This is a genomic window from Archangium gephyra (genome assembly GCF_042230915.1).
Taxonomy (GTDB): Bacteria; Myxococcota; Myxococcia; order Myxococcales; family Myxococcaceae; genus Archangium; species Archangium gephyra_B.
The window spans coordinates 3702564-3718544 of sequence record NZ_CP102578.1; the positions used below are offsets into that span (position 1 = coordinate 3702564).

Annotated in this window: 14 protein-coding genes; 6 read left to right on the forward strand and 8 right to left on the reverse strand. The window is 69.1% G+C overall.

Annotated elements, in window-relative coordinates:
• Positions 1-2: 2 nt before the first annotated feature.
• Positions 3-3260, reverse strand: a complete 3258-nt coding sequence (locus NR798_RS14920; protein WP_375772132.1) for a hypothetical protein — start codon at positions 3258-3260, stop codon at positions 3-5.
• A 234-nt stretch (positions 3261-3494) separates the two neighbouring features.
• Here NR798_RS14920 and NR798_RS14925 point away from each other — a divergent pair, with 234 nt between their 5' ends.
• From NR798_RS14925 to NR798_RS14945, 5 genes are all read left to right on the forward strand, one after another.
• On the forward strand, positions 3495-4070 hold the full coding sequence (locus NR798_RS14925; protein WP_375772133.1) for a tRNA-uridine aminocarboxypropyltransferase: 576 nt from the start codon (positions 3495-3497) through the stop codon (positions 4068-4070).
• A gap of 214 nt (positions 4071-4284) precedes the next feature.
• Positions 4285-5241, forward strand: a complete 957-nt coding sequence (locus tag NR798_RS14930; protein ID WP_375772134.1) for a pentapeptide repeat-containing protein — start codon at positions 4285-4287, stop codon at positions 5239-5241.
• Between the two features lie 75 nt (positions 5242-5316).
• The gene (locus NR798_RS14935; RefSeq protein WP_375772135.1) at positions 5317-7782 is read left to right on the forward strand and encodes a VIT domain-containing protein; all 2466 of its coding nucleotides are present in this window, start codon (positions 5317-5319) and stop codon (positions 7780-7782) included.
• A complete protein-coding gene (locus NR798_RS14940; protein ID WP_375772136.1) occupies positions 7782-8576 on the forward strand; it encodes an archaeosortase/exosortase family protein in 795 nt (264 codons plus the stop codon). The genes NR798_RS14935 and NR798_RS14940 overlap by 1 nt, the downstream gene beginning before the upstream one ends.
• Positions 8573-9103: a hypothetical protein gene (locus tag NR798_RS14945; RefSeq protein WP_375772137.1), complete on the forward strand. Its 531-nt coding sequence runs from the start codon at positions 8573-8575 to the stop codon at positions 9101-9103. The genes NR798_RS14940 and NR798_RS14945 overlap by 4 nt, the downstream gene beginning before the upstream one ends.
• Positions 9104-9120: 17 nt before the next feature.
• On the opposite strand, the gene NR798_RS14950 is transcribed toward NR798_RS14945, so the two are convergent.
• Positions 9121-9369 (reverse strand): hypothetical protein, encoded by a 249-nt coding sequence (locus NR798_RS14950; protein WP_375772138.1) that lies wholly within the window; start codon positions 9367-9369, stop codon positions 9121-9123.
• A 278-nt stretch (positions 9370-9647) separates the two neighbouring features.
• Between NR798_RS14950 and NR798_RS14955 the strand changes: the two genes are divergently transcribed.
• Positions 9648-10076, forward strand: a complete 429-nt coding sequence (locus NR798_RS14955; RefSeq protein WP_375772139.1) for a DUF533 domain-containing protein — start codon at positions 9648-9650, stop codon at positions 10074-10076.
• Between the two features lie 54 nt (positions 10077-10130).
• On the opposite strand, the gene NR798_RS14960 is transcribed toward NR798_RS14955, so the two are convergent.
• From NR798_RS14960 to NR798_RS14985, 6 genes are read right to left on the reverse strand one after another with little or no spacing between them, the layout of a single operon-like run.
• Complete coding sequence (locus tag NR798_RS14960; RefSeq protein WP_375772140.1) at positions 10131-11585, reverse strand: DHA2 family efflux MFS transporter permease subunit; 1455 nt, start codon at positions 11583-11585, stop codon at positions 10131-10133.
• 13 nt (positions 11586-11598) lie between these two features.
• The gene (locus tag NR798_RS14965) at positions 11599-12837 is read right to left on the reverse strand and encodes a cytochrome P450 (RefSeq protein WP_375772141.1); all 1239 of its coding nucleotides are present in this window, start codon (positions 12835-12837) and stop codon (positions 11599-11601) included.
• Between the two features lie 51 nt (positions 12838-12888).
• Entirely contained in the window at positions 12889-13215 is a 327-nt protein-coding gene (locus tag NR798_RS14970; protein WP_375772142.1) for a 2Fe-2S iron-sulfur cluster-binding protein, read from the reverse strand.
• A gap of 36 nt (positions 13216-13251) precedes the next feature.
• Positions 13252-14496 (reverse strand): NAD(P)/FAD-dependent oxidoreductase, encoded by a 1245-nt coding sequence (locus NR798_RS14975; RefSeq protein WP_375773768.1) that lies wholly within the window; start codon positions 14494-14496, stop codon positions 13252-13254.
• A 49-nt stretch (positions 14497-14545) separates the two neighbouring features.
• Entirely contained in the window at positions 14546-15190 is a 645-nt protein-coding gene (locus NR798_RS14980; RefSeq protein WP_375772143.1) for a TetR/AcrR family transcriptional regulator, read from the reverse strand.
• Between the two features lies 1 nt (position 15191).
• A complete protein-coding gene (locus NR798_RS14985) occupies positions 15192-15935 on the reverse strand; it encodes a Coq4 family protein (protein ID WP_375772144.1) in 744 nt (247 codons plus the stop codon).
• Between the last annotated feature and the right edge of the window lie 46 nt (positions 15936-15981).

A 15981-nucleotide genomic window follows, 5' to 3' on the forward strand; every position in this document is an offset into this window, starting at 1 on the left:
TCCTAACCGCGAGGTGTGAAGCGGTAGCCGAGCAGGAGCGCGACGTTGACGAGGCCGTCGAGCTTCAGCTTGCCGTCCTGGACCAGCGCGGGGTTGTCCTCGGCGGTGACCTGGAGCACGTAGTCACCCAGCGCGGTGCCCGAGGCCAGCGGAGCCCAGGGCGAGCTCCCCTCGGAGTTGATGAAGCCGTCCGCGCCCGTCACCGCGCTCACCGCCGCGTGGCCCGGCGTGGCCAGCGAGAAGGTGATGCCGCTCCGGGGCACGCTCCCGTCGGTGGCCACCACCAGCCCGATGTGCGTGAGCACCGGGTTGGTTTCGTTGAAGGCGAAGTCCTGCTTCTCCAGGGTGAGGCGGAGCGTTCCGGTGTCCTGGAAGTGGAAGAACGCGTCCGGGTAGATCCACCGCAGCGGCAGGCCGCGCTGCCGCTCGTTCACCGCCGGCAGGGCCGCCAGCTCCGCGCGGACCTTCGCCACCAGACCCGGGTCGAAGCGGGCCTTGTAGTAGAAGGTGATGCGCACGTCGGTGAGCGCCCCGTAGTCGAGGTCGTTGACCTCCTTGGGGAACTCCAGCCGCCACGTCGAGACGAGCCCCGCTCCCTGCATCACCCGCCGCATGCGCGTGTCCGGTGTCACCAGCAGCGCGTCCTGCCGCGCCGAGTAGTCGGAGAGGACGAGCGTCTCCTTGGGCTGGATCCGGAACTTGAGCCCGCGCGAGGCGGGGTCCATCACCACCGAGGAGGGGGTGCGGTAGGCGGAGATGCCCGCGTTGGTGAGCGTGCCGGACAGGCCCGTCACCGGCACGATGCCGTCCACCTCCACCTCCACCGCCTCGAGCCGGCCCGCGTAGGTGCCGGGGTAGAGGCTGTCGAAGTCCTCGATGCGCGTCTCGAAGTCCATCGCCCCGGTGGTGCGCAGCTGATTCTCGAAGGCGAACGGGTAGCGCTGCGCCAGGGAGAGGGTCTGCCGGATGGGCTGCGGCTTGCCCGCGGTTTGCGTGATGAGATCGTAGGTGAAGCTCTGGATGTCGGCCATGAGCAGGTCGGCGCCCAGCAGTCCGCGCACCTCGTTGCCCGAGTAGTCACCCTTGATGAGGTGGAGGGACTGGTCGGTCTCGAAGTTGTAGGCCTGCTGCATGAGGCGGGCGGTGCGCAGCGCCATCCGGAAATAGCGCTGGTAGAGCCGCCACATGGCGTCCCCCATCTGGTGCCAGACGTCCGGGGTGAACGTCTGCGCGTCGAAGGCGGCGAGGTTCTGGGCCGCATGAGTCGCGCGGAGCTGGGCCACTGCCTTCGCGGCCCGCGCGGCGGAGTTCCGGGCCCGCGCGGCGGCCAGCTCGGCCTGGGCCTGGTTGGCGGCCAGACCCATCTCCTGCGCCTGCCGCTGGAGCGCCTTCACCTCGTATTCCCGGTTCAGGCGCGAGGCGGCGAGCTGCACCGCGGCCCCCAGCGTCGCATGCGAGCCCGAGGCGTGGCCCGCCTGGACCCGGTCCGCGAGCGCGTTGAGGCTTCCCGTGTTGCTGTTGTCTCCGCCGTTGATCTGCGACGAAGCGGCCTGGAGGACGATCCACTGCGCGGAGAGGGAAGCGTAGTTCGAGGCATTGGCCCGCGCATTGGCGGCGCGCTGCTGGGCCAGCACGAGCCCATCCTGGTAGACGGTCACCTCGGCGTCCGCCGCCGCCACCTGCGCCGCCGCGGCCTGCACCTCGGCCTGGCCCTGGGCCACGCTCTGGGCGATCTGCTGGCGCGTCAGGGCCGCCTGGTCCGCGCGGTCCCAGAAGTTGATGACGTCCCGCTCCACGCTGATGGCGAGCTGCGCGAAGTTGATGGCCACGCTCTGCAGGTAATCGAACGTCCAGATGGGGACGGTGGTGAGGGGGTAGCCCCAGAAGTCCAACCCCGCCGCGAGCAGCAGCAGGCGCTGGTGCACCTCGACGAGGACGCCCGCGAGCGCCGGGTTGACGTCCAGCGCCTCGGCGGTCGTCTGGCCCGCGATGAGCTGCTGCAGGTTGGCGAGCACCTTGCGCGCCGCGGTGGCGCCCGGGGCCAGGGCGGGGCTGGTGTAGAGGCTTCCGGCCGTGGGCGCCGCGCCGTTGGCCATCAGGACGTTCTGGTAGAGGTTCAGCGCATCGCTGGCCTCTTCGGCCCGGTACCGGGCATCACCCCAGTCGAGGTACAGCGTGGCCAGGCGCAGCCAGAGGTAGGGCGCCTCGATGGGGGCGTTGAGGAACGGGTACGAGGCCGCCTGGAGGTAGAACCGCTCGGCGTTCGGGTAGTCCCCGAGCGCGTGGTAGCACTCCGCCAACCCGAGCGGGATGACGTAGTAGTAGCTGTGCGGGAGATGGGCCGCCACGTCGGCGGCATGCGTCGGCAGCCACGACACGGAGATCAGGTCCGAGAGCTGCACCCGCTTCTCGTAGAGCAGGCTCCTGACGTCCTGGAGGGGAGGGGACACGCCCGCCGCCCAGGAGATGTTCGTGACGCGCTGCTGCGCGAACAGCCCGACGGTCCTCGTCTCGGTCAGGGCGGGTGGGAGTGCCACGGGCCTTTCCACGAGGGACACGCTCCGCAGCAGGCTGGTGGCGTCCAGCCCGGCCCGGGTGACGGCGAGGCCTGCATCGACGCGGAGGCCCAGCCCTGGCACCCGCCCGACGGGAGGCCTGGGCAGCGGCGTGGGCTCGGGGGGAGGCGTGGGCGCCGGCTGGAGCCGCGAGACGAGGTCGGGGTCCGCCCGCCTCGCTCGATCCGCGAAGAAGCGGGCCGTGGCCGCGTGGCCGTCGGCCTCGAATGCCTTCGCGAGCTGAAAGTCGGCCACCGCCTGTGCCGACTCCGGCCGGACCACACTGGCGCTCCGCAGTCCGCTCCCATCCAGCGCGGCGGCGTCACCCAGCTGCCGCCGGTCCACCGGTAGCCGGGGCTGGATGAGGGAGGGCTCGTGAACTGGCAGCGCGTTCATCCACTCGAGCGAGGCGCTGAGGAGTGGATCAAACAACTCGCGGGCCCGCGAGACCTCGAAACCCGCGCGAGGCACCCAGACGGGCGCGGCGGAGTCGAGGTGCGAGTGGATCAGCCGCTCCGCAAACCGGTAGGAAGCGATGGCGTCCTGGTAGTGCCGCGCGATGAATTGCTGATTCGCGCGTACCAGGGCCGCTTCGATTTCGGCGAGTTCGGCGCTCGTGGCGCTCCTGGGTGCCCTGTCGAAGTCCACCACCAGCTCGAGCTGGCGGAAGGCGTAATAGTTCTCCGCGTGAAGGATGCCTGCCATGGGAACCTCGGGTGTCCAGCGATCGCCGTGGGATGGCGCGGGTTCCCTGGGACCCCTGTCCCGGCCCGCACCTCTGTCCAAGTAGAGGTTCCGAGTGGCGGTTGTGATGCGGCCCGCTCGCGCCTCCTGAAGGGCAGGTCAGGAGACGAGACGCTTGCCTGGGTGCAAGCTCCTTCCTGGGCAGCGGAAACGGATGCTTCTCTTCCCTCAGCCACCGGAACAGGATGCGGGGAGATGTCTCCCCGTGCCTCCTCCCACCGGCCCCGTTGTCCCCGCTGCAACCTCCCGTTGCACCTGTGCATGTGTGCCGAGATCCCCCGGGTGGAGACGCGCACCCGGATCCTCCTGCTCCAGCACGTGGTGGAGACCTGGAAGAAGAGCAACACCGGGCGGGTGGCCGCGCTGGCCCTCTCCCATTCCAGGCTGCTCACCTACGGCGCACAGGACGAGTCCCTCGACACCGCCCTGCTCTCCGAGCCCGGCACCTGGCTGCTCTTCCCCGATGGCCCCGCCGCGCCGCCGGACGCACCCCCGCCACGGCAACTGGTGGTGCTGGACGCGAGCTGGTCTCAGGCGCGGCGGATGACCCAGCGGATTCCGGTGCTGCGGACGCTCCCCCGGCTGGTGCTGCCGCCGCCCGCCCCCGGAACGCTCCGGCTTCGCGATCCCACGCATCCGTCCGGGATGTCCACCCTGGATGCGATTGCCCGCGCGGTGGAGGTGCTCGAGGGACCGGAGGCGGCGGCGCCGCTGGAACGGCTCGCCGCGCTCCGGGTGCAGCGGATCGCCGACTGCGGGACGCTGTATTGAGCCGGGGGACGGCGAGCTATTCCTGGCTGACAAAGAATTCTGTCATTGTTCTGTCGCGGAAATGACAAGTCATTCTCCAATGTCATTCGCTGAACGGGTGCGCTTGTCATCATCCCTACAACCGGAGGGCGCCTCGCGGTTCATCGCGAGACATCCTGGCCGGTGAAGCGGGAAAAGACAGTCAACGCCGTTCATCCATCGGAGCGCTCAAGACATGCACAACCTGCCGACTCGCGCCCTCGCCGCTGTACTCCTGCTGGGAGGCGCCTCGGGCTGCGCACCGGAGGCTTCGCCATTGCCGGAGGAGTCCCTGTCTCTCCAGGTCACGGCGCAGCCCGCCTTGAATCTCAACGGTACCAACCTCAACGGTGTCGACCTCAACGGTACCAATCTGAATGGCACCAACCTCAACGGTACCAATCTGAATGGCACCAACCTCAACGGCACCAACCTCAATGGCCTCGGCACCAATGCCCTGAACACGGAGGGCTTCCGCGCCTGGTTCAATCAGGACGTGACGCGCCATGAAATGCTGATGAGGTACATGGTGCAATGCGCGGTGCCCGCGGGAGAGCACCGCACCTTCACGAATCCGGAGACGCACACCACCTATACCTGGACTGGCGTTCTGGGGCTGGCGCCGGATTGGGCGGGTGGCCAGCCGGTGACGACGGCGGAGCTGCGGATTGTCTCCGCGTGCCTGGCCGCGCACGTCAATCCGTACGGTCAGCATGTCTCCATCTCCGTGTTGGGATTGGATGCAACGGGTCAGCCCACCCCGTACACCTCCGAGGAGCTGGAGACCCATGGCCGCAGGGAGGCCTGCTTCTTTGGCAACCTCTTCCAGAACGAGCCGGTCCTCTTCGTCGGCAATGACGGGCTCTCGCTGAGCAGCGCCGAGAGCACCTCGCGGGCGTGTGCCCTGGGCACGTCCCTCCCGAACTGTGCCCCCCTGGTCCACGTGGGCCGGTGCGAGGACGTCTGCACCCTCGATGCGTCGGGGACCTTCTACACGTCCTGCACCTGGAACGGCGTCACCTATCCGCCCATCACCACGCGCGTGCGTCAGGCGGACCTGCACAGCTGCGGGGACGGGGTGTGCCAGGTGACGGAGAGTTGCGGCCTGGGGCTGACGGCCGACAGCTGCCTCCTGGACTGCGGCTCCTGCTGAACCGGGGTGGAGGCGGCGGGACTCGGCTCCGCCGCCTCCGTGGGGGTAGCATCCGGGCAGAAGCCGGAGGCCCGCATGAACGAACCCCAGAGACAGCCCCCTGACGAGTCCCCACTGCCGGGGCTGCCCGAACCCGAGCCCGCGCTCCCGGAGGCACCGCGCGCCCCGGAGACATCGTTGTTCGTGACGGGCCTGGTGGTGGTGTTCGGCGTGCTCCTGCCCGCGTTCACGCTCGGCTTCGAACTGAGCGAACGGTGGTGCACCGGCGAGCTGTTCGATCCGGTGCCCACCGTCGTCCACATGTTCCTCGTGGCGGGCGTCCCGGCGGCGAACCTGCTGGCGTTGATCGTCACGGCCAGGTCCTCGCGCACGCCGCGGCTGCTGCGCAACACCGTCTTCATCAATGGCATGGCGCTGGGAGTCAGCCTCGTCTACGCCATCCTCTTCCTGCCGTTCCTGCCCGTGGCGCTGATTGGCGTGCTGCTCATGGGCCTGGGCCTCATGCCGTTGGCGCCGCTGCTGTCGTTCTGCCTGGCCCTGGTCATGCGCCGCCGGTTGAAGCGGGTGCACCCCACGGGCACTGCGATGGCGGCTCCATGGGTCGGCATGGGCGTCGCGCTGTTGGCCTTCCTCGCCGTGGAGGCGCCGGTGACGGGGACGCGGCTGGCGCTGTATGCCGCGGTGAAGGGCACGCCGGAGAGCCAACGCACGGCGCTCCAGTTCTTGCGCCACCTGGGGAGCGAGGAGGCGCTGCTCACCGCGTGCTACGTCGCCCCGCAGCGAGCCACCCTCGTGCACCTCCTGCTGTCGTGGGACGACACGGTGCACGTCGAGGAGGCGAGGACCGTCTACTACCGGGTGACGGGCCAGACGTTCAACTCGGTCCCCAAGCCCGAGGGCGTCCGCCTCGAGGGGGGCTTCCGCTTCAGTGAGGACGGCGATCGGGCCGGCCGGGAAGTGGGCGGGCGTGTCCCGGGGCTCTCGCTGGTCAGCTCGGAGCTGAAGGGCTCGGTGGATGGCGACGCGGCGCTCGCCTACCTCGAGTGGACAATGAGCTTCGAGACGACGGCGGAGGGCCAGTCGGAGGCGCGCACCGAGCTCAGCCTTCCTCCGGGCGCGGTGGTCTCCCGGGTGACGCTCTACATCGACGGGCAGGAGCGGGAGGCCGCCTTCGCGCCCACCGCCAAGGCGCGAGCGGCCTACGAGGCCGTCGTCCAGACCCGGAGGGATCCGCTGCTGGTCACCTACAAGGGCAAGGACCGCATCCAGGTGCAGTGCTTCCCGGTGGTGAAGGGCCCTCCGATGAAGATCAAGCTCGGCATCACGGCGCCGCTGCTGCCCAAGGACGACGGCCGCTCCGCCTCGCTGCTGCTGCCCTCGCTGGCCGAGCGCAACTTCCACATCCCCGAGGACTTCCGGCACGCGGTGCGGATCGAATCCCTGCGCCGGCTCACCACCCAGGCTGGCGGAAGCGTGGAGCAGCGCGGGGATGGGGTGAGCGAGTGGTTGGCCGCGCTGGGCGACGAGACACTGCACCCGCCCGAGGCCGTGCTCACCGTGCAGCGCAAGGGTGCTCCGGACAGCGTGTGGACGGAGGACATGAGCGAGCCTGCGGCCTACGTCGTGCGCCAGCGGCTGCGGCGGACCCGGGTGGAGGTGCCCGAGCGGGTGATCCTGGTCCTGGACGGCTCGGTGGGGATGAAGGACGCATTGCCGGAGATCGCCTCGGCACTGGGCTCCTTCCCCCAGGGGACGGAGCTCGCGGTGCTGGCCTCCCTGGATGGGGTCGAAGAGCTGCTCCCATCCGGCAAGGTGGACGCAGCGGCGCTCCAGGCCCTCGCGGAACGGGTGAGGGAGCTGCCCACGGTGGGAGGCCAGGACGCGAGCGCCGCGTTGGCCCGGGCCTGGTCGATGGTGGCGCCTGCAGGGCGCACCGCCGTGGTCTGGATCCACGGCCCGCATCCCATGGCGCCCGAGGAGGTGCCTCCGTCCGCCCCCGGCGATGAGCGGCCTTCCGCCTGGTGGGCTGGCCCCCAGCAACCGGCGGTGGTGCTGGACGTGATGGTGGGGCGGGGCCCGAACCTGGTGGCGGTGACGCTGGCGGGCTTCACGGCGTACCAGTCCGTTCCGCGCACCGCCCCCCTGGAGCAGGACCTGAAGAACCTGTTCACCCGCTGGGGCAGCGAGGCTCCGGAGTTCCACCGCGAGCGCTTGCCCCTGGCGGAGCTGACCTCGCAGCCGGAGGGGGGGAAGACCTCCGCGCACCTGGTCCGCCTGTGGGCGGCGGGAGAGATCGCCCGGCTGACCGCGTCCGGCGAGCAGGCGGCACTGAGCCAGGCGCTGAAGCTGGCCCTCCGTCACCAGCTCGTCTCGGAGGTCTCGGGTGCCGTCGTCCTCGAGCGTCAGTCGCAATATGACGCGGCGGGCCTCGAGCCCGTGGATCCTGGCAGCGTGCCCAGCGTGCCAGAGCCGGAGACGTGGATGCTGTTGGGGGTGGCCTGCCTGCTGCTCATCGCCTTGCGCCTGCGCCGGACGGCGTGATGGGACGCTCCTACCTCATCCTGCTGCTGCAGGTGCTCGCCAGCTGGCAGGCGTGGAGCTGGTATGCCCTGCGTGTCCGGGACGGCTCGGACGAGCCGTGGGGCCTGCTCGCCCTGCTGGCGCTGGCGCTGTTGCTGCCTCGGGGAGCACGGCATCCGCTGCGGAGCCTGGAGCTCGGCGTGCTCGCGGGCGTGAATGGCGCGCTGGTGCTGGCCTGGCCGTGGCTGCCTCCGCTGGTCCGCACGGCGGTGTGCGTGCTGTGCGTGACGGCCATCGTGTCGCGGATGACCTCGGGCCGCTCCTTCCACCTGGGCACGTGGTTGCTGGCGCTGCTGTCCATGCCCGTGCTGGCAACGGTGCAGTACTACCTGGGCTACCCGCTGCGGCTCGCGGCCGCCGCGCTGGCCGCGCCGATGCTGCGCACCCTGGGGCTGCCCGCCGTGCGCGAAGGCGTCCAGTTGGTGATCGGCTCGGAGGTCATCCTCGTGGACGTGCCCTGCAGCGGCGCACGCATGCTCTGGGTGGGGCTGTTCCTGGCCGTCACCCTCGCGTGCCAGCTGAGGCTCGGCGCGGCGAGGACGCTGCTGGCCTGCGTGCTCGGCATGGGAGCCATCCTCTTCGGCAATGCGCTGCGGGTCAGCGCGCTCACGCTCATCGAGCACCGCCAGGTGCCGTGCCCGTCCTGGCTTCATGAGGGCGTGGGCGTGAGCTCCTTCATCCCCGTCTGTCTGCTCATCGCCGCCATCTGCCTGTGGCAGCACGCGAGGCAGCGGGCCACGGAGGCGCACGGATGAGCCGGGGCACCTGGGCCGCGTTCGTGCTCTCGAGCACGCTGTTGGCGACGGCACCCCTGTGGCGGGTCCCGCCCGAGCCCTCGCCAGTGAGCCTGGCCTTCCCGGGCTGGCCCTCCACCTTCGAGGGGCGGCCTCTGCGCGAGCTGCCCCTGACAGAGCGGGAGGAGCGCTTCGGCGAGGGCTTCCCGGGGCGCATCGGCCGCTTCACGGATGGGCAGCGGGAGCTCATCGTGCGGTGGGTGGCGGCGCCCACGCGCCAGTTGCACTCCACGGAGGCGTGCTTCCGGGGGCTCGGCTACGCCATCAGCCCCGCGCCGTTCTGGCGGCAGGAGGAGGGGCCGCCCTGGAACCGGTTCATCGTCTCGCGGGGCGCCTCCCGCATGGTGGTGCGCGAGGCGGTGATGGACGGCCGGGGAGGGCATTGGACGGACGTGTCGGCGTGGTACTGGAGCGCGCTGCTGGGGCACTCCGAGGGCCCCTGGTGGGCGATCACCCTGGCCGAGAACGCACCGCTGGACGCGCGCTGAGGACGAAGCGCGGGCGTCTAGCGCTGCGGCTCGCAGGTGTTCTCCGGCGTCTCGGTGCCCGCACCACCCGCGCCGGAGCTGACCCCCACGGCGGGCGTGGTGGTGTTGCGCTTATCCTCCGGGGTCTCGATGCCCGCGCCACCCCCGCCGGAGCTGACCCCTATGGCGGGAGTGGGGGAGGAAGGGGTGTTGGTCGTCTTGCACGCCGTGCCAAAGGCCACCGCACCCGCCAGGAGACCCGTCAGCAGCAGCTTCGTCTTCGTCATGTCTCCATGCCTCCGCTCGCGTGATTCGCCGTGCTTCGCCGCAACTGGGAAGTTGCGGTGTGGAGTCGTTGGATACAGCGGGGGCCCGGCGGTCAGGCCGAACGGTGGGCGAGCACAGCACCGGCCCTGATCAGCTTGCGTGACCGCAGTCGCGTGCGGGCGCGAAAACCGTTTCCGGTCCACGTCTGCGCCGACTATCCTTCCGCGCCGAGCAGCCAGGCCCCCCCTCATCTGCCCGCGAGCCACTGGCCAGCCGCGCCACTGGCCAAGGAGACGACATGACGAGCGAATATCCCCAGGAACAGCTGATGGCGTTCGCCCAGGCCATGGCCAACGTGGTGGCGAGCGACGGCCGCATCACCGAGGACGAGCGCCAGCACCTCGACAACGTGGTGGCCGGCATCGGCCTGTCGCCCCGTGACCCGGAGGTCTCCGCGCTCATCGAGCAGGAGTTCCAGAAGCCTGGCCGCCTCACCGACATCGTCAGCAAGATCCAGAACCGCGAGCTGCGCGTGGCCCTCCTGCGGATGATCGTCGAGGTGTCGTGCGCCGACGGTGAGATCGCGAACGAGGAGCGCGCGTCGGTGAAGGAGGCCGCCGGCGCCTTCGGTCTCGACGTGTCGATCGCCGACGAGCTCATCGACTGGACGCTCGCCTCGATCAAGCTTGAGCAGCGCGAGCGCGAGATCATGGCGAAGCTGCTCTAATCCGCGCGCGGAAGGCGGGCCAGGAGCCGCTCCCCACGGAGCCGGCTCCGGTCCCTACCGTGCTGCCACGGCGGGCTTCAGCACCGCCGGTTGTTTGCGGATCCCCAGGCTGAGGGGCACCGCCACCAGGACGATGATCGTGGCCACCAGGTAGACGTCGTTGATGCCCGCCACGGACGAGAGCAACTCGATGTGACGGCGCTCGGTCATCCCCTGCCGCACGAGCACCTCCGCCTCCCGGGTCGTGAAGGTGGACAGCAGCGACGTGAAGATGGCGATCGAGAACGCCCCGAACACGTTTCTCAACCAGTTGCTGATGGAAGAGGCGTGGCCGCTCAGCTCGCGTGGAATCTGTTCCATGCCCGCGTTGCTGGCCGGCATCATGGAGAGCGCGATCCCCACGTTCCGCACCAGCATCCACACCAACATGTAGACGTGTGGCGTCTCCGGCGTCAGACGGCTCAAGGCATACGTGCCTCCCGCGATCAGCAGGACGCCCGCCGTCATGAGCGTGCTCGGCCCGAGCGGGCCATACAGGCGCCCCACCAGCGGCATCAGGAGCGCCATGGCCAGGGAGGCTGGGAGGAGGATCAATCCCGTCTCCAGCGGCGTCACGCCCTGGATCCTCTGCAGGAACAGCGGCACGAGGAACGCGCCCGAGTACAGGCTGATCGTGATGATGCTCGAGATGATCAGCGTCACCACATAGCGGCCGTTCTCGAGCACACGCAGGTTCAGCAGCGGAGCGCTCGTCTTCAACTCCCGGACGACGAAGACGATCAGTGACAGCGTCCCGAGCAGGAGCAGGGACACGGTCTTCGCGTCGGTCCACCCCCAGGCCCGTCCCTGGCTCAGGGCGATCAGGAGCGACAGGGTGCCGGTGATGACGGTGAGCAGTCCGGGGAGATCGAACGCCTTCGGTGGTTGCAGGCGGTAGAGGGGGATGGTCCGCACGGCCAGGCCCACGGCGACGAGGCCGAGCGGAACGTTGAAGAAGAACAACCACCGCCAGTTGCCCAGGGTGATCAACCAGCCCGCGAAGGTCGGCCCGAAGGCGGGAGCGAGGCTCGACGCCAGGCTCCAGAGACTGGCGGCCAGCGCCTGCCGCTCCCGGGGAACGAGCTGGTAGATGAGCGTCATGGTCACCGGCATGATGGCGCCGCAGAACGCGCCCTGCAGGAACCGGAAGGCCACCAGCGAGCCCGCATCCCAGGCCACTCCGCACAGCACGGACGACAGGATGAAGCCCACCAGGCTGGCCACGTACACCCATTTGAAGCTGAAGCGTCCGCCCAGATAGCCGGTGAGCGGCGCGCTGGTACCCATGGCGAGCATGAAGCCCGTCAGGGTCCACTGCAGCAGGGACAGCTCGGCGCCGAAGTGCCGCTGCAGCTCGGGAATGGCGATGGTGATCGTGCTGGAGCTCAGCACGGACATGAACGACCCCACGAAGAGGGCGAACATGAACGGCCAGAAACGGGTGGCTCGCGGCTCTTCGGGGGGGTGCATGGGCATCGGGTTATTACCAGACCAGCGGCAGGCTCGTGATCGCCAGGTTGAAGCCACCCATGAACCGCGGCGGCGCCTGGGGGTCCAGCCGGAATGGCGGTACGCGCTTCAACCACTCCTGGTAGAAAACCTTCATCTCCAGGCGGGCCAGGTTCAGCCCGACGCACCGGTGCGGACCCGTGTTGAACGTCTGGTGCTGCTCCTTCCGGCCGATGATGAGCTGCTCGGGGTGGGGGAACGCCTCGTCGTCGTAGTTGGCCGCTGGCAGGAGCAACAACACGATGTCGCCCTTCTTGAACTGGACGCCATGGCAGACGTCGTCGTGCATCACCAGCCGGGGCGTGGACGCGATCCCATAGAGCCGCAGCAACTCCTCGATGGCGCCGGGCAGGAGGCTGGGGTCGGCCCGGAGCTTCGCCTGCAACTCCTGATCGCGCGCCAGGTGCCGGACACCAAAGCTCAGGGCATTCACCACGGTCTCCAGCCCGCCGAGGAACAAGGTGACGCTGTAGCCCAGCATCTCCTGGAAGGTGGGGTGGCGGCCGTCGATGTTCGCATCGAGCAGCCGGCTGATCAGATCATCCTCACGCTTCTCCTGCCGGGCCTTGATGGTCTCCGCGAGGATCCCCGCGATGCGTTTGAAGACACCCTCGCGGGTCGCGTGATCCACCGTGGCGGACGTCGCCTGCGTGGCCAGGTGACGGAACTCCGCCAGGCGGTTGGTCGGCATGCCGGCCAGCTTCATGAACAACGTGACGGGCAGTGGCTCGGCGACGTCCGAGAGGAAGTCGCAGCGTCCCGCGGCGAGCACCTTGTCGATGAGCTCGTTCGTCATCTCCCGGATCGTTGTCTCGAGTCCGGCAACGGATTTGGCCGCCAGCGGCTGGTTGAGCGGCGCCCGGTACGCGGTGTGCTGCGGCGGATCCACCGAGATGGGCAGCAGCATCAAGCCCGGCTGCTGCTCCTTGTGTTCCCCCGAGTGGCCCCCCGAGGCTTGGGCGGCGATGAAGCTGTTGCTGTAGACCTCCGGGTTCATCGTGATGTCCACGATGGCCTTCTTTCGGGTCACCACCCAATTGCCACCATTATACGGGGTGAAGAAGATGGGCGGCGCCTCCTGGATGAGGGAGCGCATCCGGGCGTGCGGGTCCTCGAGCATCCGCGGATCCCTGGCGTTGTCGTATTCGTAGACCAGCTCCGGCGGGACGTGCGCGGGAATCTTGTCCAACTTCTGTCCGCTAAAGGCGCTCATGTTTGTTCTCTCTGGGGGTTGGAGGAAGAAGTGTGGGGACCTGCCCGGTCCTCACTCGCTCGTCTGCGAGAGGGGAAGCCGGACCACCAGCCCCTCCAGCGCGGGCGTCACCTTGAGCTGACACGTCAGCCGGCTGTTGGGCTGCACGTGGAAGGCGCACTCGATCATCCCCGCTTCCGCCGCATCGGGCGGGGGGAGCTTCGTCATCCACGCCTCATCGACGTAGCCGTGGCAGGTCGCGCAGCTGGCGAAGCCTCCGCACTCGGCGACGATTCCTGGCACGAGGTTGTCCATCGCCGCCTGCATGACGGACTGTCCCTCCTTCGCCTCGACCTGGTGCTCCTTTCCATCCGCCTCGATGAACTTGATCTTCGCCATGGTTCCTCCTGGATTCCTTCCGGGTGTTGACTGTCTTCAAGCGGCGAGGCGGATGAGCGGGACGGCCGGGTCGCCCAGGAGGGTGACGTCCACCTGCGCCCGGCTCGCCACCAGCCGCTTCGCGGCCATGAACTCCGCGGGCCGGCCCATCACATCCGCGGCGATGACCCGTCTGTCCTTGAGGTAGAAGGCCGAGAACTCCTTGCCCTCGACGGCGCCCCGCGTGACGCACTGCTCGTAGCCGGTGGAGAGCCCCACCATCTGCAGCTTCAAGCCGTACTGGTCCGACCAGAACCAGGGAATGGCGGCGGAGGGCTCCCGCTTGCCCATCAGGGTGGAGGCCGCGACGCGTGCATGCTCGATGGCATTGGGCACGGACTCGAGCCGGATGCGTCCGCCCGTGTAGGCACTGGGCTGATTCGCGCAGTCCCCGATGGCGAGGATGTCCGGATCGGCCGTACAGGCGTACGCGTCCACGACGATGCCATTGTCGACGGCGAGGCCCGCAGCGGAGGCCAACTCCGTGTTGGGGAGGAGGCCGATTCCCACCAGCACCAGGTCGGCCTCGAGCCGCTCTGGCACGCCGTGACACGTGAGGCTTACCCCGCGCACCTGGCGCCGCGCCTCGTCGAGCTCCAGGCCCCGCACCTGGCACGAGAGCCGGAACTCCACGCCCTGCTGGCGATGAAGCTGCTCGATGAACGAGGACACCTCCGGCCCCGTCACCCGGGAGAGCAGGCGAGGCGCCGCCTCCAGCAGCGTCACCCGCAGCCCGAGCTGCACGGCCACGGCCGCGGCCTCGAGCCCCACGTAGCCGCCACCGATGATGACCAGGTGGTTGCCGGGGACGAACCTCCCGCGCATCGCCTCCACGTCGGAGATGGAGCGCACGGAGAACAGGTTCTCCAGCCGGGCCCCCTCCAGCCCGGGAAGACTCAAGGGACGTGCGCGGCCTCCCGTGGCCAGCACGAGCTTGTCGTAGGCCAGCCGGCTCCCATCCCCCAGGGAGACCTCCCGCGTGGAGCGGTCGATGGCCTCGACACGTGTGCCAGTCTTCAGCTCGATGTCGAAGCGCTCATAGGTCTCCCGTGGTTTGAGATAGAGGTCGCTCAGCGCCATCTTTCCCAGCAGGAATCCCTTCGAGAGGGGAGGCCGCTGGTAGGGTGGATGCGCCTCGTCTCCCAGCAGGAGGACGCGCCCCTTGTAGCCCTGCTTTCGCAAGCCGGCGGCCAGCTCGCCACCGGCCTGGCCGGCGCCCACGATGACGATGCGCTCTTCCATTGCCACGACAGTCCTCTCGGTTGTTTCCAACGTCTGGAGGCCTACGCGCTCACCGCCGGGCGGTGACGGGGGCCAGCCACACTCCGACGAGTGCGTCGACCAGTCCGGCCGCGGTGGACTCCCACGTCGAGCGGGGTGGGGCAGTGCCCTCGTGCAGCGCGCGCTCCCGCTCGGCGCACATGTGCACGATCATCAACCGGCCCATGTAGCTCCGCTCCTGCCGCACCTCCTCGGGGAGACGTGGGGCCAGCCGCAAGATGCCTTCGAGGGTCTGCTGCATCGACCGGGTGGAGACCGCCTCGTTGACCACGCGCTCTCGATAGGCGGGATGGGTCGTCACCTGGGCGATGAACCGCGCATACCAGGTGGGACTGCCCAGCGAGGCGAGGTGCTCGGTCAGCGGCCGCACGATGCAGGACACCCAGTCGCGCAGGTCGGGCGAGCTGGTGATCTCCGCGAGCATGTCCGTTCGCCGCCGCTCGACCGACTCGGAGTGGCAGCGCACGATCGCCACCACGAGGTCATCCTTGGTGCCGAAGTGGTAGCCGACCGCGAAGTTGTTCGACTGGCCCGCCGCCTCGCTCACCTGCCGGTTGGAGACCGCCTCCACTCCATACTCGGCGAACAGCCGCTCCGCGGTGACGAGGAGCAACTCCCGTGTCTCGTTGCCCCGGTCGGATTTGCCCGTGCTCACGTCAGTGCATCCGCGCCGCGGGGGCGCACAGCCGCTCGCTCAACGTGGCCACGGGCGTCTCCCAGTGGTCCTCGAACCAGAAGTCGAGGAACAGCGGAGCCTCACGGCCCCGGTGGTACGCGGCCTTCACCCGCCGCAGGTACTCGGATCTCCTGACGCCGGCTTGCGGCGCCCTGAGTTGTTCGAGCGTGCCGAACAGCAGGATGAGCACCGCGATCCGGATCCCCAGGTTGCCCAGGGCGTACGCCTGCAGCTCCATCTCGCCCACCACGTCCGTGCCGTAGCCCGTCAGCAGGTGCATCAGGTCATGCGTCTCGCGGTAGCGCTTGGCGAGGTAGTCGGCGTCGTTCTTCAGCTCGAGCGTCGTCTCGAAGGGGGAGATCTTGTTGTCGCGGAAGTAGCGCGCGAACTCGCGGCCCAGCGTGCCGTCGGGGAGGCGCTCCAGCGCGTCCAGGTCCACTTCCTTGCCCTGAAGGGAAGGGCGCTTGGACAGCATGCGGCGCCCCGCTTCGGTGCCCTGGGCCCGCTGGACGAGCGATGCGTAGACCTCACCGTCCAGGCAGGCGGCGAGCAGCTGGCCATAGACGGGATTCCCCTCGTCGCCCCGGATCCGTTTCAGGGCCTGGACCGCCACGCGCAGGCGGGTGAACAGAGAGGCGTTGTCGGGCAGGGTCAGGACAGGGTCTTGGGGTCGCTCCTGGGGGAATGGCTGCTCCAGGACCTGCTGGCTGGCGTCGGCATTCATTGTGACCTCCGGGGGGTGGGGGAGCCCGTCCTCGAACCCGTGTGAG